Annotated in this window: 17 protein-coding genes and 2 tRNA genes; 8 read left to right on the top strand and 11 right to left on the bottom strand. The window is 50.1% G+C overall.

The annotated features are described in order from the left end of the window. Window positions 1-11: 11 nt before the first annotated feature. A complete protein-coding gene (locus BUE76_RS12645; RefSeq protein WP_083596337.1) occupies window positions 12-3242 on the bottom strand; it encodes a SusC/RagA family TonB-linked outer membrane protein in 3231 nt (1076 codons plus the stop codon). Between the two features lie 413 nt (window positions 3243-3655). On the opposite strand from BUE76_RS12645, the gene BUE76_RS12640 reads away from it, so the two are divergent. Beyond that, on the top strand, window positions 3656-4525 hold the full coding sequence (locus tag BUE76_RS12640) for an AraC family transcriptional regulator (RefSeq protein WP_073039889.1): 870 nt from the start codon (window positions 3656-3658) through the stop codon (window positions 4523-4525). A gap of 219 nt (window positions 4526-4744) precedes the next feature. Next, window positions 4745-5113 (top strand): hypothetical protein, encoded by a 369-nt coding sequence (locus BUE76_RS12635; protein WP_073039891.1) that lies wholly within the window; start codon window positions 4745-4747, stop codon window positions 5111-5113. 156 nt (window positions 5114-5269) lie between these two features. Here the strand turns inward: BUE76_RS12635 and BUE76_RS24515 are convergent, their stop codons facing one another. Continuing rightward, window positions 5270-5434 carry a hypothetical protein gene (locus BUE76_RS24515; protein ID WP_158069969.1) on the bottom strand — a complete coding sequence of 55 codons (165 nt, stop codon included), beginning with the start codon at window positions 5432-5434 and terminating at the stop codon, window positions 5270-5272. Between the two features lie 72 nt (window positions 5435-5506). After that, window positions 5507-6898, bottom strand: coding sequence for a sialate O-acetylesterase (locus BUE76_RS12630; protein WP_073040320.1), 1392 nt, complete (start codon window positions 6896-6898; stop codon window positions 5507-5509). A 109-nt stretch (window positions 6899-7007) separates the two neighbouring features. Between BUE76_RS12630 and BUE76_RS12625 the strand changes: the two genes are divergently transcribed. Beyond that, a complete protein-coding gene (locus tag BUE76_RS12625) occupies window positions 7008-7652 on the top strand; it encodes a class I SAM-dependent methyltransferase (protein ID WP_073039893.1) in 645 nt (214 codons plus the stop codon). Window positions 7653-7839: 187 nt separating this feature from the next. On the opposite strand, the gene BUE76_RS12620 is transcribed toward BUE76_RS12625, so the two are convergent. Both BUE76_RS12620 and BUE76_RS12615 read right to left on the bottom strand, forming a co-directional pair. Further along, complete coding sequence (locus BUE76_RS12620) at window positions 7840-9165, bottom strand: inositol-3-phosphate synthase (RefSeq protein WP_073039895.1); 1326 nt, start codon at window positions 9163-9165, stop codon at window positions 7840-7842. Window positions 9166-9315: 150 nt separating this feature from the next. Further along, the gene (locus BUE76_RS12615; RefSeq protein WP_073040322.1) at window positions 9316-9918 is read right to left on the bottom strand and encodes a histidine phosphatase family protein; all 603 of its coding nucleotides are present in this window, start codon (window positions 9916-9918) and stop codon (window positions 9316-9318) included. Between the two features lie 63 nt (window positions 9919-9981). Here BUE76_RS12615 and BUE76_RS12610 point away from each other — a divergent pair, with 63 nt between their 5' ends. Together BUE76_RS12610 and BUE76_RS12605 are read left to right on the top strand one after the other, a co-directional pair. Beyond that, window positions 9982-11160 (top strand): polysaccharide pyruvyl transferase family protein, encoded by a 1179-nt coding sequence (locus tag BUE76_RS12610; protein WP_083596340.1) that lies wholly within the window; start codon window positions 9982-9984, stop codon window positions 11158-11160. Then, the gene (locus BUE76_RS12605; protein WP_073039897.1) at window positions 11157-12539 is read left to right on the top strand and encodes a Coenzyme F420 hydrogenase/dehydrogenase, beta subunit C-terminal domain; all 1383 of its coding nucleotides are present in this window, start codon (window positions 11157-11159) and stop codon (window positions 12537-12539) included. Before BUE76_RS12610 ends, BUE76_RS12605 begins: the two co-directional genes overlap by 4 nt. Here the strand turns inward: BUE76_RS12605 and BUE76_RS12600 are convergent. The 5 genes from BUE76_RS12600 to BUE76_RS12580 form a co-directional block, all read right to left on the bottom strand. Beyond that, entirely contained in the window at window positions 12526-13431 is a 906-nt protein-coding gene (locus BUE76_RS12600) for a glycosyltransferase family protein (protein WP_073039900.1), read from the bottom strand. The two genes, BUE76_RS12605 and BUE76_RS12600, sit on opposite strands and share 14 nt — an antisense overlap. 231 nt (window positions 13432-13662) lie before the next feature. After that, window positions 13663-14547, bottom strand: coding sequence for a glycosyl hydrolase (locus BUE76_RS12595; RefSeq protein WP_073039902.1), 885 nt, complete (start codon window positions 14545-14547; stop codon window positions 13663-13665). Between the two features lie 144 nt (window positions 14548-14691). Further along, window positions 14692-14778, bottom strand: a tRNA-Ser gene (locus tag BUE76_RS12590). A 140-nt stretch (window positions 14779-14918) separates the two neighbouring features. After that, window positions 14919-15932 (bottom strand): potassium channel family protein, encoded by a 1014-nt coding sequence (locus tag BUE76_RS12585; protein WP_073039904.1) that lies wholly within the window; start codon window positions 15930-15932, stop codon window positions 14919-14921. A 104-nt stretch (window positions 15933-16036) separates the two neighbouring features. Then, a tRNA-Ser gene (locus tag BUE76_RS12580) sits at window positions 16037-16121 on the bottom strand. Window positions 16122-16245: 124 nt separating this feature from the next. Between BUE76_RS12580 and BUE76_RS12575 the strand changes: the two genes are divergently transcribed. Continuing rightward, window positions 16246-16680, top strand: coding sequence for a CBS domain-containing protein (locus tag BUE76_RS12575; RefSeq protein WP_073039906.1), 435 nt, complete (start codon window positions 16246-16248; stop codon window positions 16678-16680). A 226-nt stretch (window positions 16681-16906) separates the two neighbouring features. Here BUE76_RS12575 and BUE76_RS12570 read toward each other — a convergent pair whose 3' ends face one another. After that, the gene (locus BUE76_RS12570) at window positions 16907-19018 is read right to left on the bottom strand and encodes an endonuclease MutS2 (protein WP_073039908.1); all 2112 of its coding nucleotides are present in this window, start codon (window positions 19016-19018) and stop codon (window positions 16907-16909) included. A gap of 279 nt (window positions 19019-19297) precedes the next feature. Between BUE76_RS12570 and msrA the strand changes: the two genes are divergently transcribed. Together msrA and BUE76_RS12560 are read left to right on the top strand one after the other, a co-directional pair. Continuing rightward, complete coding sequence (msrA, locus tag BUE76_RS12565; protein ID WP_254049531.1) at window positions 19298-19867, top strand: peptide-methionine (S)-S-oxide reductase MsrA; 570 nt, start codon at window positions 19298-19300, stop codon at window positions 19865-19867. Between the two features lie 105 nt (window positions 19868-19972). Next, on the top strand, window positions 19973-21001 hold the full coding sequence (locus BUE76_RS12560; protein WP_073039910.1) for a beta propeller repeat protein: 1029 nt from the start codon (window positions 19973-19975) through the stop codon (window positions 20999-21001). The last annotated feature ends 44 nt before the right edge of the window (window positions 21002-21045 follow it).

Here is a 21045-nt window from a genome sequence, read left to right as displayed (position 1 = left end):
CAAGCAATAGTTTAAAATGAAACGTTGAAACCAAAGGTGTACAGCTTCTGCTGCGGGTACACCAGGCCGCTGCCCGAAGTAATCTCCGGATCGATTTCCAGGTGTTTTACATTGTCCACGGTGAAGAGGTTGGTACCATTTACATAGAACCTCGCCCGCGACATACCGGCTTTCCGGATCCAGCTCTTGGGCAGGTCGTAGCCAATCTCCAGGTTGCGCAGGCGCAGGTAGCTGATATTGATCAACCAGAAATCATTGAGCTGGTAGTTGATATGGCTGGTATTGTCCCTGCGGATGGCGGGATAAGTACCTGCAACCCACTTGCTGTTGGGATCGTATGGATCCTCCCGGCGCCACCGGTCGGTGAGCATATAATGGGGTGAGTTGCCATTGTTCTGGAAGGGGAACATCAACTCCACATTGCGCTGGAACGATTGCATGCTGGCACCGGCCCACACAATGGCCAGGCTGAAGCCGCGCCAGCTGGCATTGATCATGGAACCAAAAGAAAGGAAGGGGTTTCCGCCACGGGGGTAGCCAATGGGCCTGCGGTCCATATCGTTAATGATGCCATCGCCGTTGGCGTCTTCGTAAATAAAATCCCCGGGCATCATGGTGCGGTTGCCCTGTCCGTCGATGTTCACGGGATGGTTATCAATATCGGTTTGGCTTTGGAAACGGCCGATCACATGGTAACCAAAAGCATTGTTATCGCCCGATCCTACAACCCCGGACCAACGGTCTTCGATGGAGTTGCGGTATTCATCCCAGGAGTTGCCAAACCTGGGCTTGTAGGTGTACAGGCTGCGCTGCCGGGCAAGCGAACCGTTAACCCCAATGGAATAGGTAACCTCGCCAGCTTTGTTGTTGTAGTTGATGATGGCTTCCATACCGCGGGTAGCGTCGGCATTAAGGTTTTCGTTGGGCAACTGGTAACCTACTTCGGTAGGCAGCAACACGTCGTAGCGGCCTGCGGGCAGCCCGGTGCGCTTGCGCTCAAAGAGGTCGAACTGGCCGCTGATCTTTCCTTTCAGCAGGCTGAAATCCACACCTACGTTCTTGGTGCGGTTCATCACCCAGGAAAGTTTGGTGATGGGCAAACCGCGGGGCCGCAGGCCAATGGTATAAGCACCGTTGAAGATGGAGCTGCCTGAGAAGAAATTGTACCCGGGCAGGTAATCGAAGGCAGCAACACCGGCTTCGCTGCCGGTTTCGCCATAAGAGGCACGCAACTTCAGGTCGGAGATGAATTTTACATTCTGAAACCAATCCTCCTGCGATATACGCCAGCCACCCGATACACCACTAAAGAAACCCCAGCGGCTGCCGGGTGCATAGAGGTAAGAACCATCGTAGCGGCCCAACAGTTCCAGCAGGTATTTCTGGCGGTAGTTGTAGTTGAGGCGGCCAATATAACCGGCACGTGCTTCCACCGCCCAGTTGTCCTGCAGGATGTCCTGCTCGGCAAAGCCCATCTGCGATACGAAGTTGTTGGAGGGAATGGTGTGCACTACAAAATAAGAGTTGTCGTAATCCGACCTTTCGTAAGCAGCTACAGCGGCTATGTTGTGCAACCCGAGCTGCTTGTTGTAGTTGAGCTGGAACTGCGCATACCGGTTGATCACATTGCGTTTGTGCTTTTCCCGCCAGGGGTTCTGGTTGCCGTAAGGCGTACCACCGCCAGCAGGCCGGTCTTCATACTTTCCTGTTTGCGGGTTGTAGATATAAGCGGCATAGGTATATTCCATGCCGTCGAAATCTTCGTTCTGGTAGTTGTACGAAAGTGTACCCTTTGCCGTCATACCAAATTTGAAATCGTACTGGGCGTTCAGGTTGATATTCATCCCGTGCCAGTCGTTCCTGATCCAGCCGGTAACATCTTCCTTATAAGTGGCGGGGTTTACGTTTACGTTGTGGGTTTGGTTGATATAATTGGTGTTGCCATTGGCATAAGGGCTTTCGGTGGGCCACATACTGAAGATGCTCAGGAATGGATTGAAATAATCATCCAGGCCTGGTACGCCAATGTTGAAGTTTTTCTCCAGGCGCATGCTGATCTGGGTGCCAATCTGCAGCCGGTTGGCCAGTTGCGTGTTGAGGTTGGCCTGGAGGTTGGTACGCTGGTATTTGAAATCCTTCAGCAGGGCATCCTGATCGAGGTGGCTGATAGAGAAATAATAGGTCGAGCGCTGGGTTCCTCCCGATGCACTGGCATTGATATAGCGCTGCGGCACATTGGGGCGGATCACCATTTTATAATAATCGTAGCTGCGGTAAGCGCTGTCGGTACCGGCTTCCCACTTGGCCAGTTCTTCTTTGGTATACAACAAAGCGGGGTTGCGGCCGGCATTCTGCTCCGATTCCACCAGTGCCCGCACATACTGGCCGGCATTGGCAGGTTTTGGATAGCGGGTAAAGTTTTGCAAGCCATAATACCCCGACACATTGATGGTGGGCTGTTCGCGCTTGCCTTTTTTGGTGGTTATGAGCACCACGCCGTTGGCGGCACGCAAACCATAGATGGAAGCCGAAGCATCTTTGAGGATGGTAATGCTTTCGATGTCTTCCAACCCCAGGGTATTGAACACATCCGAGCCGGCACCCTGTGCAAAGCCAAAAGCCGTTGGCGTGGTGCTGCCCCCGGTAAAGGGAATGCCATCCACTACAAACAGCGGGTTGCCCATGTTGCGGATCTGGATATTGACACCACGGCCGGGGCGGCTGTCGGGCGACCGGGTGGTTACGCCCTGCACCTTACCTACAAGGGCACCCGAGGTGGTGGTTGCAGGTGTGGTGGTGAGGTCGGAGGCACTGATGCTGCTGATGGATCCCGTTACTGTGGCCTTCTTTTGGGTGCTATACCCAACTACCACTACATCGCTCATCTGCTGGCTGTTCGATTCAAGGCTCAGGTTGAGCACCGAGCGGTTGTTGACCGGCATTTCGCGGGTGGCAAAACCTACAAAGGTAAAAACCAAAGTAGCGTTGGGTGCCGCATTGATACTATACACACCCTGCCCATTGGTTTGGGTGGTAACAGCTGAACCCTTTACCTGCACCGACACACCGGCAAGGGCGGTATCTCCCGAGCTAACCTTACCGGTAACTACATTCTGGGCATTGAGGGAAAGTTGGATGCTACAACAAAAAAGGAGTAGTAAAACCTGCCAGAGGTAGCGGCGTCTGCCGCTATAGGCATGCGAAACAGTCCCGCTGTTTTGCGGGGTAAAGCAAATTTTCATGGCAAACAATTTTGAACCGTTAGAAAAGCATGGCAAAGAGGCCCTAATAAAAAGATCAAACTGACGGTTAATAATGGCAGCGGATGATTGAAGCTGTAGGTAGAAGATGTAAAATCTTACCAGGTGCTGCTATCTCGTATTTTTTGATCTTGGATGGCAAATACGTAATACTGAGTCATTTGCGGGAGTGCTGGCGGGATCGCCAGCGTGTAGTTTCCCGCAATATGCCACTCAATGAAATAGAAGGTTTACGAGGTAGTAATACGTAAAACATAGTATTGGCTTTTAATCGTTAGTCGCACAATAAAAATGGAAATAAATACCGCCATCATCCATTACTTTTTTATCCATGTCTGACTGTATTTTGTCATTCAGCAAGCTTATATTTAAGATATCCAAGACGAGAACCAACCGTGAAAGCAGCCCTACACAAGTCGGCCATTCCTGAAACACAAATTTTCCAGGTGCGCCATTTACGCGACCCACATTTCGACCCTGTATGGCATGCGCATAGCGAGTACCAGCTGTTCCTGGTATTGCAGGGCAGCGGCACCCGGTTTATTGGCGACAGCATCACGCATTTTGGTCCGGGCGAACTGGTATTTACCGGGCCACACCTTCCCCACCTGTGGCGCAGCGATGAAGCTTATTTCCGCCCCGGCAGCAATCTGGAAGTAGAAGGTATTGTGGTGTACCTGAACGAGCATTTTCTGGGCAACGACATCCTGAAGAAAACGGAGATGGTTGGCCTGCAGAAGTTTTTCGAACGATCGCTGCGGGGGCTACAATTTCAAGGTACCGTGCGCAGCAAGGTTGCACGAATGCTTCAAAACCTTTGCACCCTTCATGGTTTGCCCAGTGTGATTCTGCTGTTGCAAATGCTCGACCTGCTGGCATCCACCCACGAATTTGACTATGTCTCATCGCGTACCTACGAAGGGCACGAAACGGAACAGGAAAAAGACCGGGTAAACCTGGTATATGCGTACCTGCTGCGCAATTTCAAAAACAAGATCAGCCTGGAGGAAATAGCTGCCCTGCTGCACATGACGCCCACATCGTTTAGCCGCTATTTTACCAGCAAAACCGGTCGTCCCTTCAGCCGCTTCCTGGCGGAGATCAGGATCAGCCATGCCTGCAAGCTGCTCACCAATACCGAAGCAACCGTTGCCCAGGTTTGTTATGAATGTGGCTATAGTACCTTATCCAATTTTAATAAACATTTCAGGGAGATCATGCACCAGAACCCGGTGCAGTACAAGAGGGAGTTCCTTAGTATTTAGAGCTTTTTTAAAATGCTCATGGACGTAAGCCAACATAAAAAAGGTAAAAGAATCAATGCAAAAGCAGGCATCCATTCTTTTACCTTTTACTTTTTTTTCAGAATTACCGTTAGTTCTTCCTAATGATTTTCAAGCCAGATGCTGCAGCTTTCCCTGTTGGTGTTGCAACAATTTAAAATCTAGCATAGTATTTGTCTATGCAGGGCAAATTTGCTATCCATGATAAAGCTGTGTTGGTTGTTCCTGGCCACCTTGCTTACGGGTTGTCTGGATAATAGTGTACCGGAAAATCAATGGGAAGGAGCTTATATTGGTTATTACCACCATAATAACCAGGATACTACTCAGGTTACGCTGGTATTTGAAGGTAATTATTTTGCAGCCGCGCCTTACGACCAGGCTGCTCTTCCGGAGACTACGGGCATGTTCCAGTCCGACCAGGCTTCACTGGTATTCCAGCAAAAAAGCAACACTTCACAACTGGATTTAAATGGGGCTTACCGATATGAATTCAGCGCAGATGGATCCTTACGTTGCTGGCAGGAAGAAGGAGCCGACATACGTGAATTAATTTTAAAACAACAATAGTGGTTAAAACACCTGCAATGAAAATGCCCTTGCTAAAAGCAAGGGCATTTTCATTGCAGGTGTTTTAAGTTGATTGTACAATCAAGTATCTATCCAATCATAATTCAAAGCTCCAGGCTTAGAATCCTATCCAAACCCAAAACCTGCAACAAGTTTTTAGTGTGGATCAGAGAAAGTGGAAGGATCAGACTTGATGGTATCAACAGGCTGGGTTACGGTGTCCGTTGGTGTGGTAGTGCTGGTTTCGCCTGAGTTGCCACAAGATGCTGCTGCAAGTGCTACGATGGTGAGGGCTGCAAAAAAGTATTTCATCTGCTTCATGGTGTTGTTGATTTTGAATTTTTAGAAAATTGAAATTATAAAAATTGTAGGTGCGCTTCTTTATCCTGGTTATTAAAGCTCCAGGTTATCGGTACGGAACGGAGCTAAGGGCAAACCATAGCTATCGACCATATTACCTACACCAGCGCTGCTAAACTGGTAGCGCACACTTTGCGGCACTTTGATTTGCGGGTGCCAAACTTCCAGGTTATTACCCACCACCTTGGCCTGCGCTGGCAGGTAAACGCCATCAGCACCAGCAATCAATAAAGCCTGCGGTGTTTTGCCCTTTAGTACCAGTTTGCCATCATTTCCTGTAAAAGAAACCACCATTTTATTGCCCTTTGTCTCGGCTCGTTGAAAAGTCTTGGAACTAGTTACCGGCAATGCTTTCCCATATGCATCGCTTAATGCAAGGGCTGCCAGGCGGTAGCCAACATCACGTTTGTTGACGGGATGGATATTGGTGGTATCATGTACAAGGTCGCTAACCACCACCATGCCGGTGTGCGGAAGCGTTGCAGCAACCCTTGCCTGCTGCTCACGCAGCAAGGCTGCACCAAAATGCGGTCCATAAGTATAAGGAGCAATCTGGACAAAGTAGAAAGGAAGTTCCTTGCTCCAGGCTTTTCTCCAGGAATTGATCAGGGTGCTGAAAAGGGAACCATAACTGTTGGCGGCGCCCACATTGCTTTCGCCCTGGTACCAGATTGCGCCGTCAAGCACAAAGGGCGTGAGCGGTGCGATCATGGCATTGAATGCGAGGCCGGGAGTAATGGTCCAGTAAGGCGTATTGCTCAACTTTTCCAGGTCCTTCTTCCAGGTATCATTTTTCAATACCAGTGTATCGGGCATCCACACTTCGGCGGGCGTGCCGCCCCAACTTGCATTGATCAAACCAACAGGTACATGCAGGCTATCGTGCAGCCGGCTGCCAAAGAAATATCCTACGCCGCTAAAGGACTTGAGGGTATTGGAATCACACACTACCCATTTGCCCCGAACATCGTCCTGTGGATGCAATGCTGTTTTGCGATCTACCTGGAAAAAGCGGATCTGCGGCTGGTTGCCCTTTTCTATTTCCGAGCGCATCCCTTCTATTCCGTTGTAGTAATTCCACTCCATATTGCTTTGTCCCGAGCAAAGCCACACGGCACCACTGAGGATATTATCTACCACGATGGTATTGCTGCCGCGAAAGGTGACCTGGTGCGGACCACCCGCTGCAGGCGACTCTACCCAAAGCTCCCATTTCGCATCACGGGTTGCCACTGCAGAATCGGTGCGGTTACTCCAGGAAGGCGTTACAAAAACTTTTTCTGATGGCGAAGCCCAGCCCCACAAGCGTATGCGGGTATTTTGCGGAACGACCATGTTGTTGCCGATAACGGAGGGCAATTCAATGCGGGCGGCGGCGCACAATTGAAATAAACAAAGAAGAACAAGGAAAGAGACGCGGTACATGGCAGGGTATTTATTTGCCTGCGGAAGGTAAGGAAATAAAAAAACCACTTGGGCTTATAGCTAATTCGGTCAAACTAAATTTGCCCTTTGCACCGGCTAAACTAATTGCATGCACCTGGCCTATCCTGTACATATTCAACATATACAATTTGATCATAGGCCTGTTGCCTTGCACCTGCCCGATCTGCAGGCGGTGAAATCGCGTTATGAACAGATGCCCGGAAAGGATTTTCCTTATTGGGCTAGGCTTTGGCCGGCTGCCCTTGCTTTGAGCCGTTTTGTAGACACCCACCCAAAACTAATTCAGAACAAAAAGGTATTGGAACTGGCAGGTGGCCTTGGCTTGCCATCGCTTGTTGCAGCACAATGGGCCAGTGAAGTTTGTTGTACTGATTATGCACCCGAAGCCATTGGCTGGATGCAGTTGTCGGCCAAGGCAAATGGTTGTACCAACTTTGCTGCACTCGAAATGGATTGGAACTACCTGCCTGAGGATATACATGCAGATGTATTGCTCTTAAGCGATATCAATTATGAGCCCGCAGTATTTGAAACGCTTTTCAAGGTGCTCACCAGCTTTTTAGATAAAGGCACTTTGATCATGTTAAGTACGCCCCAGCGTTTGATGGCCAAACCTTTTATTGAGCGGCTGCTCCCCTTTTGCATTGCACAGCACAATGAGATCATCAACCTCGATGGAAGCGAAACAGCGACTAGTGTGTTTGTTTTAAGAGGAATGATGCTCACAAATTGATTGTTAGAAAACAGTAGTTGCTCTTGGGAGAATGAATATTGTGCTCACAGATGACACAGGTAACACAGATTTTATCGCAAGGATCATCTGTGCTATCGGTGTCATCTGTGAGAACTACTCAAAATAAACCAGGGCCTGTGTCGATAACAGGCCCTGGTTTTATACAAAATAAAACTAGCAGAAAAACTTACAGGGTTTCTACCAGGTCCTGGTAGTAATCCAGCCCAAGGTGGGTGATCAGGTCTTCACCCATCATGTGGCGCAGGGTATTTTGCAGCTTAATCAACTGTTTGAAAATATCATGTTCGGGCCGCAGCTCGGGTAAAGTTTGCGGGCTTTTGAAATAAAAAGACAGCCATTCCTGGATACCCGACATATTGGCCCGCTTGGCCAGGTCGGCAAACAGGGCAAGGTCCAGTACAATGGGCGCTGCAAGGATGGAGTCGCGGCAAAGAAAGTTGATCTTGATCTGCATGCTGTAACCCAGCCAGCCAAAGATGTCGATATTGTCCCAGCTCTCCTTATTGTCGCCATGCGGCGGATAGTAGTTGATCCGCACCTTGTGGTAAATATCACCGTACAACTCGGGATTGGCATCGGGCTGCAAGATATCTTCCAGCACACTGAGCTTCGATACTTCCTTGGTTTTGAAATTATCCGGATGATCCAGCACATACCCATCCCTGTTGCCCAGGATATTGGAGGAGAACCAACCCTTGATGCCCAGCGCTCTTGCGGCCAGTCCAGGTGCCAGGATGGTCTTCATCAGCGTTTGACCGGTTTTAAAATCCTTACCGCCAATGGGTGTACCGGTTTGCCTGGCCAGCTCCATCAATGCCGGAATATCGCAGGTAAGGTTAGGCGCACCATTCATAAAGGGCACACCGAGCTTAATGGCCGCATATGCATAGATCATGGAAGGTGAAATCTGCGGGTCGTTGTTGCGGAGGCCTTCTTCAAATGCTTCAATGGATTCGTGGACTTCGGAAACTTCAATGTATTTCTCGGTAGATCCGCACCAAACAATTACCACACGGGTACAATCGTTGGCATCCCTGAAGTTTTCAATATCATCCATTAAAGCCTTGGCAAGTTCAGCCTTGGTTGGTGCTTCTTTTACATGGGTGCTATCGAGATTGGCCACATAGCTGCGGTCAAACACGGCCTTCATTGGTTTGATGCTTTCCAGTTCTGCTCTTACAGCATGCAGCATCATGGGCTCCAGCACTTTGGCTTTCATAGCCGCTTCTAAAACATTATCGGCATATACATCCCATCCGCCAAATACCAGTTCATCGAGGTTGGCGAGGGGAACAAAATCTTTGATCTTGGGTGAGCGGCCTTCCGTTCTTTTACCCAAACGAATGCTACCCATCTGGGTGAGCGAGCCAACAGGCTGAGCGAGGTCTTTTTTTACAGCAGCTACACCGGCAATAAGGGTGGTGGCTACCGCCCCCAGTCCGGGAATTAATACACCCAGTTTTCCCTGGGCGGGTGCAATGGCATTGCGCATGAAAAAGCATTTAAAGGTGAGGGCTTACAGGTTGTACTTAGCTGCATGCAATTATGTTACCACCTTCCTTTATTCGGTTGTGGTTGCATGTTGCAAAGTGGTTTGCAGGATAAGAAAAGCGTTCTATTGCCGTAAATTTTTTGTCTTGGTTTACAACACCACCGCTCCCCTATGATTTAATAATTGCAAACGCGTTGTTTCAGGATAAACGGTGAGCACCGTAACCGAAGCCGGTTCTATATCCAGGCGAAGCAGGTGATCGAGGCTCATTCCAAGGTAATAGGCAACTACAGCCTTGATCATATCGCAGTGGCTAACGATGGCAACTTTCTGCTGCGGGTGCTGCTGCATTAATTGTTGAAGCCCCTGCACCATACGACACTGCGCCTCCAGCATGGTTTCGCCCCCGGGTATGCGGGTATGGCTTCGAAACTGGTTGAACAAAGCAAATTGTGGATCGGAATGCAGCCCGCTGAATTGAGCCTGGGTCCACGCGCCAAAATCAATTTCATTGAAGGCTTCCATCACCGCTACTTCTTTTCCCCAAACTTGCGCAAGCGGTGCTGCAGTAGCCTGCGCCCTTTCCATGGGACTGCTGTAAAGTGCAGCTACCTGCAAACCGGAAAGTCTTTGCGCCAGGGCATCGGCTTCGGCCACACCGGTTTCGGTAAGCACAACACCTTCTTTACGGCCGGAAAGCCGGGTACCCACATCGATGGTGGTAGCATGCCTGATCAGGATAAATGTGGTCATTTGAAAAAGGTGGTTGAGGTAAAAATGTACAGCTACAAAGCTTTGCAATAATAAAGCCCATCCATGCACCCCTGCTGGACCGCCTTTTGCATCCGGCAAATAGCCGCCGGGGCAAAGCTTCCCGGCACCATCCGCAAAATACCGGCAAACATGAACCCACTGAAGATCGGCGTACTCACTTTGCACAAAAGTTTTAATTATGGTAGTTACTGGCAGGCCATGCACCTGGTTCGCTTCCTGGCAAAGGAAGGCGCAGCCGTTCGTTTGCTGGAGCACCAATCGGGAAGGGTATTGTTTGCAGAGCTGAAATGCGGGCTGCAACCAGTATTGCCCACACCCGTCCCCCCTTCCGACCGACCCTTTTACCGGAAAAGGTTAAACGCCTTTATGGAGGCTTTCGAACAGATGCCCTGCTCCGAACCCTTTCCGCTTGAAGATGCAGGTCAAATGCCCCCATCCGACCTGGTAGTGGTGGGCAGTGATGAAGTATGGAATTTATTCCACCCATGGTATGGCGGCGCTTCCCTTTTTTGGGGCGACGGCGTCAACACCCAGATGTTGGTGAGTTATGCAGCCAGCTTTGGCAGCTACCCCGCACAACAGGGGCTTGGAGCAGAATGGGCGGAAAAGCTCCGGCAGTTTGACCTGATTGCTGTGCGCGATCAAAACAGCCGCCAGTTGGTACAAAGTGCTACCGGCATCGATCCCGAACTGGTAGTGGATCCCTGCCTGCTGACCGAGGAGCCCGGTGCACCCGATACGGACCAACCGGTACCCGAGCGCTACCTGGCGGTTTACGGCCATAATTTTGAACCTCATTTTATCGAACATGCAAAGGAGTTTGCCCGCCGCAGCGGACTGCCCCTGGTAAGCATCGGCTACCGGAACGATTGGGCCGATCAGCACTGGATTGAAGCTGGCCCGATCGAATTTGACGGGTTTATGCGCAACAGTGCCGCAGTGATCACCAACTTTTTTCATGGTTGTGTATTTGCGCTCCGCTACCACCGGCCCTTTGCCTGTGCTGCCACGCCCTATCGCAGCATCAAGGTAATCAGCCTGATGGACAAGCTGGGTGGCCTCAACCACCTGGTGCACGAAGGCAGTCCTTATACCGCATTTGAAGATGCGCTTACCCAACCCCTTGCGCCCTACCTGTTGCACCGTATCGGGCAGTTGCGCCAAAGCTCGCAGGCTTATTTACAAAGAGCCCTGCAACTCAAACAATACCAGTACGCATGAAGGAAACACTCGCACCTAAGGATATCATTAAGTCAGGATTGTGCATTGGCTGCGGCAGTTGCGTAGCCCAGAACAAGGCTTTGGAAGCAAGAATGGAATTTGACCCCTATGGCCAATTGAAACCCAAAGGCAGCAGGCAGTTTTTGCAAACACCTTCCAGCCAGTTTACCCTTACCTGCCCTTTTTCGCCTGCGGCAAAAAATGAAAACGAGCTTGCTGCGGAACGCTACCCAGCGGCTCCGCATACCGACGGCTATATTGGCCGGTTTACCCAATCCTATATAGGTTATGTTGCCACTGGCGGGTTCCGGATGCAGGGCAGTTCGGGTGGAATGGTAAGCTGGGTTGCTGCCGAACTGATGCGGCGTGGACTGATAGATGGTGTGGCACACGTGGTGCCAGCCGACCCTGAAAAAGACGGCCGCTTTTTCAAGTTCCGTATTTCCCGCTCGCTGGAAGCCATCAACCAGGGTGCCCAGTCAAGGTACTACCCTATCGACATGTCCGAAATATTGGAAGAGATCAGGCAGGTACCTGGCCGGTATGCCATTGTAGGCATCCCCTGTTTTATAAAAGCGGTGCACCTGCTGCGCAGGGAAGACCCGGTGTTACAGGAGCGGATCGTTTACACCCTTGGCCTTTTCTGCGGGCATATGAAAAGCGCCCGTTTCGTGGAAAGCTTTGCCTGGCAGATGGATGTGCCGATAGAGGACGTGACCCAGGTTGCTTACCGCACCAAGCATCCCGAAAGACCTGCCAACTGGTACAATGCCCGGCTAACATTGAAAGACGGCAGCAGTGTAAATAAGGATTGGTGGCACCTTGCCGATGGCGACTGGGGCGCCGGTTATTTTATGAACCCTGCCTGCAACTTCTGCGATGATGTAGTGGGCGAAACAGCGGACATTTCTTTTGGTGATGCTTGGATCGAACCATATGCTTCCGACAGCGGGGGCAATAACGTGGTGGTGATCAGGCATGCGCTGGTTCAACAAATGATTGAAGAAGGCATTGCTCATGGCGACCTGCACCTTACGCCTGTGGATGCCGCCACCGTGGTGCAAACACAGGCTGCAGGTTTCCGCCAGCGCCGGGAAGGCATGGCTTACCGCCTATCGTGGGGCAATAAAGGCGTACAACCCATCAAACGACTGCCACCTGATGCCCTTACGCCTACCCGTAACCGAAAACTGATCTACCGGATGCGGTACTGGATTTCGGAAGGAAGCCACCGCTTTTTTCATTTGGCCCGGAAGACAGGCAAACCCAATATCTATATAAAATGGGCACGTATGGCTGCGGCCATGTACCATGCCCTGGCTTACCAACGGGGCAAGTTGGGCAAACTGGTGCAAAAGCTAAAGCTTACCGATGCCTAGCAAGGGTAAGCTTTAGCAGTTCTTCTTTTACCTGATTGATCACGGTTTGCCAAATGCCCGGCTCTTCCTGCCGGAAAAGGCGCATGGTAGGATACCAGGGCGAATCGTTGCGGTGATCCATCCACCGCCAGTCGCAGGGGTTAGGTAGCAGGGTCCAAATAGGAACTGCCAATGCACCTGCAAGATGTGCCACCATGGTGTCGGTTGAAATAACAAGGTCCATGCCCTTGATGGTTTGTGCATCTTCAAGCAGGTCATTGCCGCCGGCAAGCTGTCCGAGTGTTCCATCCCAGCCTGCTTTTTCAGCCCCAGCCTGTACAATGTAAAAGGCAACACCTGGAACATCTGCCCACTGTTTTACCAGGGCAAAAGGCAGGCTCCTGCTTTCATCCCAATCGCCCGAACGCCACACCAGGCCAACTTTCAATAACTGGTTGGTATACGGAAATTGTTTTGCAGTTATATCGAGGTAGGGTACGGCGTTGGGAATTGTATCGAGTGTTGTACGGAAATAATGCGGCAGCTCCATCAGTTCCACATCAATATCATAGGGCATTTCGGGGGTCCCATCGTGCAGGGGCCAGTATTCATCAATACCTGCTGCATGTTGTAAGAGCGGGATCATTTGAACTGGCGCCCAAACCATCACTTTTGCGGCCACCTTTTTCAGCAGGGGCATATAGCGTATGAACTGGATGGTATCACCCAAACCATGATAGCATCGCACCAATACTATTTTATTTGCCAGCGTTTCACCATTCCAAATGTATTGAAAATGCCGGGGCAGGTGCCAGCAAGGCACGCCCTTGCGTTTTTCCAGATCAGCATCAGATAGTTGCCAGGCAGCGGCAAAGTTGCCCTGCCGCATCAGTTTGTCCCAGGATAAAGACATGGAAAAAAGGTAAGCGGGTGAAATGGTTTTGATTTTGGAAGACGAGGGTTAGACGACGGGCGACAGACGACGGGGTAAAGCCGTATACAATCGACTTTTAGTTTTCATACTTAGCACAGGTTCAAATTACACTGTAACTAAAAACACTGCTTAAGTTATGAGTGACCCATCGTCCATCGTCAGTGGTCCGTCGTTCTTCCTTCCCTTTCGACGGTTGCAAACTTGCTCCCCTTACGCATACCTGCGCATCATTTCCACGCAGAAGTCGGCGAACTCCTGGTTGTTTTGTGGCGGGCTGGTATGGTGGGGTGCAATGCCTTTTGCTTCAGGTGTAAAACAGAAAGTTACCGTGGTGTCGAAAGGCTCAATGGCTTTCATCACCCGGTCGAACCAACGTTCCGCATCAGGCCGCAGCCAGTCGGCCCAGCTCAGGCCGGTGCGCAGGTAACGTACCCCCAGGCGCTTGAGCCATTCTACCGCTTCGTCCAGCCGGTGGTCTTCAAAGTGGAACCACTGACAAATGCCCATCTCGGGGGTGTAATCGGCAAAATGTTTCATCGACAGTTTGGGCGTACCATCTTCACGCAGGATGCCCATATAAAAATGACGGTAGTAAGAGGAACCTTCCGCTTCCCTGTGGCGGGTAGTAGCTTCCCAGGCACGGGGCAGGTCGTAGAGGCTGTACCAGAAAATACGAGGTACACGGCCGCGCAACAGTTCGGCGGTGCGGCGGATGCCAAACTCCTGCACTTCTTCGGCTCCGAAGGTGGAAACGCCTACTTCGGTTACCCATACCGGTAAGTTGGTAGCAGCTTCTATTTCGGCAATCTTACTGGGCCATTCGTGTATTTGCCAGTGGTTCCAGTCGAGCGGAAACCCGTGTACAGCTACCGCATCAATATCCCGAAGTGTATCATACTGCTGCAGGCGATGGATAAAAGAGGCATCAATGGGCGAAATGCCTCCCAGTACACGGGTAAGCTGTGGCTTTTCTGCCTTCACGGCAGCTGCGGAAAGTTTTACCATATCGGCAAAACGGCTCCAGTCGGTATCAATTTCAAAATCCCAATGCGATTTGTTGTTGGGTTCATTCCAGAACTTAACGGCTTCGATCATACAGGTTGGTTAAGGAGATGGGGTCTATGGGTGAAAAATACTGCAAGTGCAGCTACTTAGCTTGGGGAACAGAAAAAATCAAACCAGCACAACAGTGGACCGTTTGGGGCACAAAAAAAGGACAAGCGATACTTGTCCTTTTTGCGGAGAGGGAGGGATTCGAACCCTCGGTACAGTTACCCATACAACGGTTTTCGAGACCGTCCCATTCGACCGCTCTGGCACCTCTCCAATTGCACCTTAATTATAGCGGGCTGCAAAAATAGGATTTGCAGCCAATTTTCCAAGTATCGTTTTATTTAGAAACCGATCCGCTCCAATACCTAACACCCAATACCCAATCACCACTCAATACTCACCAATCACCCTTCCTATCCAACATTCGCCTTCATCTCCGATATCTGCTCACGGGTGCCCAGCACAATCACCTTCATGCCTTTTTGCACCACCGTAGTGGCAGGCGGGTTGATTACGAATTTGCCATTGGCGTCTTTAATGCCGATACAATTAACTCCGGTTCTTTTCCAATCCATCACCACCCCCAGCTGCTTGTCTTTTATGGTTTGGGGCAAACTATCATAAGACACCGATTCAATATGGATGGACTCGCCATCTTCTCCTGAAAGGAAATCGATAAATTCCAGCACATCGGGTTTGGACACCAGGGTAGCCATATGGGTACCGCCAATCATATCGGGCATGATCACGTTGCTGGCGCCGGCCTTGTACAATTTTGCAGAAGCGCCTGCATGCGAAGCACGGCTGATGATGCGCAAAGAGGCATTGAGCGATCGGGCTGATAATACAATGAATACATTGTCGGCATCTTCGGGCAGGGTTACCAGCAGGGCACGGGCACGCTCCACGCCGGCCTGTATCAACACCTCGTCTTCGGTGGCATCGGCATGCAGGTATACCAATCCGGGTTGGTCGGTTTGACCAATTTTGAGGCTGCCTTCATTTTTATCGATCACCACAAAAGGAATCTTTTGGGCACGCAGGGTTTTAGCTGCCTGTTGGCCATTGCGGCCAAAGCCACAGATCACCACATGTTCCTGCATATTTGCCAGTTGCTGCATCATGTTCCGGCTCTTAAAATAATTGGATAACTCGCCGCTCACCACGTACTGCGTAAGGCGGGCAAGGGCATAAGTGAAGGTAGAAAAGGAAACCAGGATCAGGAGGATATTGAACACTTTGCCCGCATCGGATAAAGGCGCCACCTCGTGGTAGCCGATGGTGGTAATGGTGATCACCACCATATACACCGCATCCAAAAAACGGTACCCTTCCAGGATCATAAAACCTACGATGCCGATGACCATTATACAAAGGATGATCAGCAGCCAAAGCAGATAAGGTATTTGTTTGTTTAAACGGAACATGATGCGGATGGGGCTTGCGGCAAGTTAGGCTGGCAGCGGCGTATTGCAAAGGCATGCGAACAATAAAGGCCTGCGATGTGCAGGCCTTTATTGTTGATTTTGGGCGGAGAGAGAGGGATTCGAACCCCCGGACCTGTAACAGTCAACGGTTTTCAAGACCGCCGCATTCGACCGCTCTGCCATCTCTCCGGCGCGAAAGTAGGGGAAAGCTATTTCCCAACAAAAAAAATCTAAACCTTTCAGCACAAGCTATTTGCAAAGGCTATTTATATGTATTAAATTCCTGATTCCTATTGCCATAAAACAAATTCAAATGAGAAGTGTCGCACACATCCTGGGCCGCAAAGGCCGCAACACCGTAACCGTTGCGCCTGCCACTACCGTATTGGAAGCTTTAAGCATCATGGCCAACCACAATATTGGCTCCGTGATGGTGATGGAGCATGGTGAACTGAAGGGGATTATGACGGAAAGAGATTACTCCCGCAAAGTGATCCTGAAAGGCAAGTCCTCAACCGACACTCCCGTATCGGAGATCATGTCAACCAACTTTCCAAAAATCTCACCCAAAGACTCGATTGAACATTGCATGGAACTGATGTCGGAAAACAATATCCGCTACCTGCCGGTATATGAAAGCGGTGCACTTGCCGGTATTGTATCCATCAATGATGTAGTAAAAGAAACCATTGCTGCGCAAGCTGAGACCATTAGCTCATTGAAAGATTATATGCATTCGGGATTGTAAAGCAAGCCTGCTTTTATATAAAATAGAATAGCCGCACTTGTAAGTGCGGCTATTCTATTTTATATCCTATTTGATCAAAGCAGGTCTTTTTTAATAGCTGGAGATGCCGAAACAAGTTCGGCATGACAGACCCAGGTAGCACCCAGCATTCTTCCATACCTTATAAAGTTTGTTCCAAACTCCAAACTCCAAACTCCAAACCAGAAACCAAAAACCAAAAAACCTCCTACTCCACAGCCTTCTCCTTAACCGGTATCAATTGGTCAATATCGATGGTAATAGGAATCACCCCCAGTTGCACAACGGCTTTCTTGCCCCGCACTTCCTTCACCTCTCCTACCTTATGGTTTTTCTTCATCAGCACCTTGATGCCGGGAATGATCTCCCCACCCACTTCCTGGTACTTGGAGTTGATCTTCTTGGCAACTTTTTCTGCTGATTGTTTCTCCTTTTGCTTGAAGAGCAAAACCTGCATTTGCCGGAGCAGTTCCCGTTTGTCTTCCGAGCTTTCCGCCTTGCGCCAGTCGAGAATGATTTGTTTGAGCTTGCGCTCCATGTCTTTCAGGTAAGCCAGCCGTTCCTCTTTAATGAAGTTTTGCTGCTTCAGCAGTTCAACCTGCTGGCGGTGCTTTTCCTTATCCATCAACTGCTCCATTTCCTTTTTCAGGCGTTCGTTTTCCTTGAGCAGTTTGTTCAGTTCCTTTTGTTTTACTTCCAGTTGGCGCAGGTCCTGTTCGGTACGGTTTAGCAGCTTGTCCAACTTAAAATGGTCCTCATCCACCAGCTGGCGGGCACGGTCTATCAGCCTTTTATCCAAACCAATGCGTTGGGCAATAGCAAAGGTGTATGAGCTACCGGGTTTGCCGATATTGAGTTTATACATCGGCATCAGGCTCTCTTCATTGAACGCCATGGCGCCGTTGAAAATACCGGGAGTTTTGTTGGCCATTACCTTCAGGTTGAGGTAGTGGGTGGTAACAATACCCATGGCATGCTTGCGGGCCAGCTCTTCCAGGATCACTTCGGCAAAAGCTCCGCCCAGGTTGGGGTCGGAACCACTACCCAGTTCATCGATAAAGAAAAGGGTTCTGCCATTGGCCGTTTCCATGAACTGCTTCATGCTGAGCAGGTGACTGCTATAGGTACTCAGCTCAAACTCCAGGCTTTGGGTATCGCCGATATGGATCATCAGCTGTTTGAAAATGCCAAACTGTGATGAGGGATGTACTGGCACCAGGAGTCCGCTTTGCACCATCATCTGCAGCAGGCCAACGGTTTTCATGGTCACCGTTTTACCACCCGCGTTAGGACCGCTGATTACCAGGATGCGGTTGGCTGCGTCCAGCGTGAGGTCAACCGGAATGGTGGATTTGCCACTTCGCTGGTTGTACAACAGGAGCAAGGGGTGGTAAGCCCTTACCAGGTGAATATGCGCCTTATCGGTCAATACGGGGTACTCTGCATTGATGTCGATTCCAAAAGTTGCTTTTGCCCGGATAAAATCGTATTCGCCAACGATGCCGTGGTAGGTGGTGAGCAGGGGCGCATAACCGGAGAGCCTTGCCGTCAGTTCGCGGAGGATGCGGTACACTTCCTTGCGTTCCTCGTTCTCCAGTTCATAAACCTGGTTGTTGAGGTCGATGGTTTCTTCAGGTTCAATGAAAGAGGTGCGGCGGCTATCGCTTTCCCCATGCAGGATGCCTTTTACCGTACGCTTTTGCTCCGCAAAAACGGCCACAACCCGCCGACCGTTCATAAAGCTTTCTTCAATTTCGGACAGGTAGCCCAGTTTGTTCAGTTTGCCAATGATGCGGTCGAACACCCGCCGCAACTCGTTGCGTTTGCGAAAGAGCTGGGTGCGGATTTCCTGCAGTTCGGAGGAGGCATTGTCTTTTACCGCGCCGGTTTCATCCACCACATCGTTGATCAGCTGGAGAATGGCCTTTTCGTAATAACTACCTTCAATTACCAGCGCAAGTGCCTCGTAGGCTTCGCGCCGCTCTTTGTCGAACCAACGGAAAATGGCTTCCATGCTGAGTGCCAGCTTGCGCAGGTTCACCAGCTGGTCGCCGGTGAACACAGCACCGGGAATGGCCAGCAGGCGGAGGTCCTTGGACAGGTTCAGCACATAATCGTTGGGAAAATAAATGCCATTTTGCTGGATCTGGCGAAACTCGTGGGTTTGCTTCAGTTCCTTTTCGATATAAGCCTTATGGGTATGTATACGTAATTCGCTGGCCTTGTTACGGGCATACTCGGTGCGGCACTTGCCATGCAGCAGTTCTTTAATTTTATCGAACTCGAGTTGTACCGTGGCCGATTCGGGAAATAATTTCATTTAGTTTGTTGCTTCTTGCTCCAACAAGGGTTTCAATTTGGTTGCCTGCTGTTTGCTTCCGGTATAATTAGGAAGAGCGCAAAGGTACAAGACGCCGCCTTCTCCCAAAAAACTGCAAAACCTGCACCTAAGACTGTGTTAAACTGATTTTTTTCTATTTTCCGCAACCATTAAGCCACCAAATTTGTACCTCAATCCCCGATGATGATGAAACTGTTACTAGGAGCATTAGTGTCTGTAGGTCTTTTTGCCTGCACCTCGGAGAATAAATACAATGCAATGAGTGCATCGATTGTTCCCACAACCGAAAAAATTGACACCGCTACCTTTGGTACCGGATGCTTCTGGTGTACGGAGGCCCTCTTTGAACAATTGAATGGCGTACTCAAAGTAACATCGGGTTACTCGGGCGGCCATGTTGCCAACCCTTCTTACAAGGCTGTTTGTGAAGGCACCACCGGCCATGCCGAGTGTGTGCAGGTGCAATACGAACCCAATAAAATTTCTTACGACGAACTGCTGGAAGTATTCTGGCAGGTACACGATCCTACCACCCTCAATCGCCAGGGTGCTGACGTGGGTACCCAGTACCGGAGCGTGGTGTTTTTTCACAATGCCGAGCAAAAGCAGAAAGCCGAGCACTACAAAGCCGAACTGGAAAAAAGTGGCGCTTTTCCCAAGCCAATTGTAACAGAGATCGCTGCATTTGCCAAGTTTTACCCCGCCGAAGACTACCACCAGGAGTACTACGCCAATAATAAAAATACCAACCCCTATTGCGCCGTTGTGATCCGGCCCAAGATGGAAAAGTTTCAAAAAGCATTTGCCAATAAGCTCAAGACTTTCTAAGTACCGTTGATTGAGTGAAGAAGAGGGAAGCGTCAGCTTCCCTTTTTTGTTGCACCGGTTTGCCAGTAAGCTTTGCCTTAACTTCCGGGCCTAATTCCCCAACACATGAGACCTTTGTTCAGCCTGATATTCCTGCTGCTGACAGCCACCACTTTTGCCCAGCATGCTATACCTACTGTTGAACTGCTTACTGAAGGCACCAAAACCAGCCTGCGCGGTTTAAGCGTGGTAAACGATAAAATAGTTTGGGCCAGTGGATCGGGAGGTATGGTGGCCCGCAGCACCGATGGTGGCAAAACCTGGAAATGGGTACAGGTAAAGGGGTATGAAAAAAAGGAATTCCGCGACATTGAAGCTTTCGATGCAACAAGGGCCATCATCATGGCCATAGACACACCGGCTTACCTCTTGAAAACGGTGGATGGTGGCGAAACCTGGAAAGTGGTGTATGAAAACCATCAACCCGGCATGTTTCTCGATGCCATGTCTTTTTGGAACAATCAGGCCGGTATGGTGATCGGCGATCCTATAGATGGAAAAGTATTTGTTGCCCGCAGTTTGGATGAAGGCAATAGCTGGCTGGCAGTACCGCAACGCTACCTGCCGGTTGCTGATAGCGGCGAAGCCTTTTTTGCTGCCAGCGGTACCAATGTGCGCTCCCTCGACCGCGATGAATCGGTAATGGTGTCGGGCGGTATGCGTTCCAGTATCTTTATCCGTGGTCAAAAAATTACCCTGCCGCTGGTACAGGGTAGCAGTACTGCCGGTGCCAACTCCGTAGCCTTAATGGACCCCGGCAACCGCAAGAGCGGCAGTAAACTGGTAGTAGTTGGTGGCGATTTCAATAAGCCCGCATCAGATTCCCTTAATTGTTTTTGGAGCAATAACGGCGGCAAAACCTGGCAGGCACCTGCAAAAGGCCCAAGGGGTTACCGTAGTTGTGTGGAATACCTGGGTAAGAATAAACTGGTTACCTGCGGGCTCACCGGCGTTGATCTTTCTACCGATGGCGGCCGCAACTGGAGCGGCATTTCCAATATTGGTTTTCATACCGTGGCCAAAGCCAAAGACGGCACAGCTGTTTTCTTTTGTGGAGGAAACGGTCGAATTGGAAAGTTGGTTGGAAGTTTTTAGTTTTTGGTTTTTAGCTGTCGTTCAAAAACCTTCCTTTATGAACT

Source organism: Cnuella takakiae, from assembly GCF_001953305.1.
GTDB lineage: Bacteria > Bacteroidota > Bacteroidia > Chitinophagales > Chitinophagaceae > Flavisolibacter > Flavisolibacter takakiae.
The sequence above is the reverse complement of the archived record's forward strand: the minus strand, read 5'-3'. Positions and strand labels throughout refer to the sequence as shown.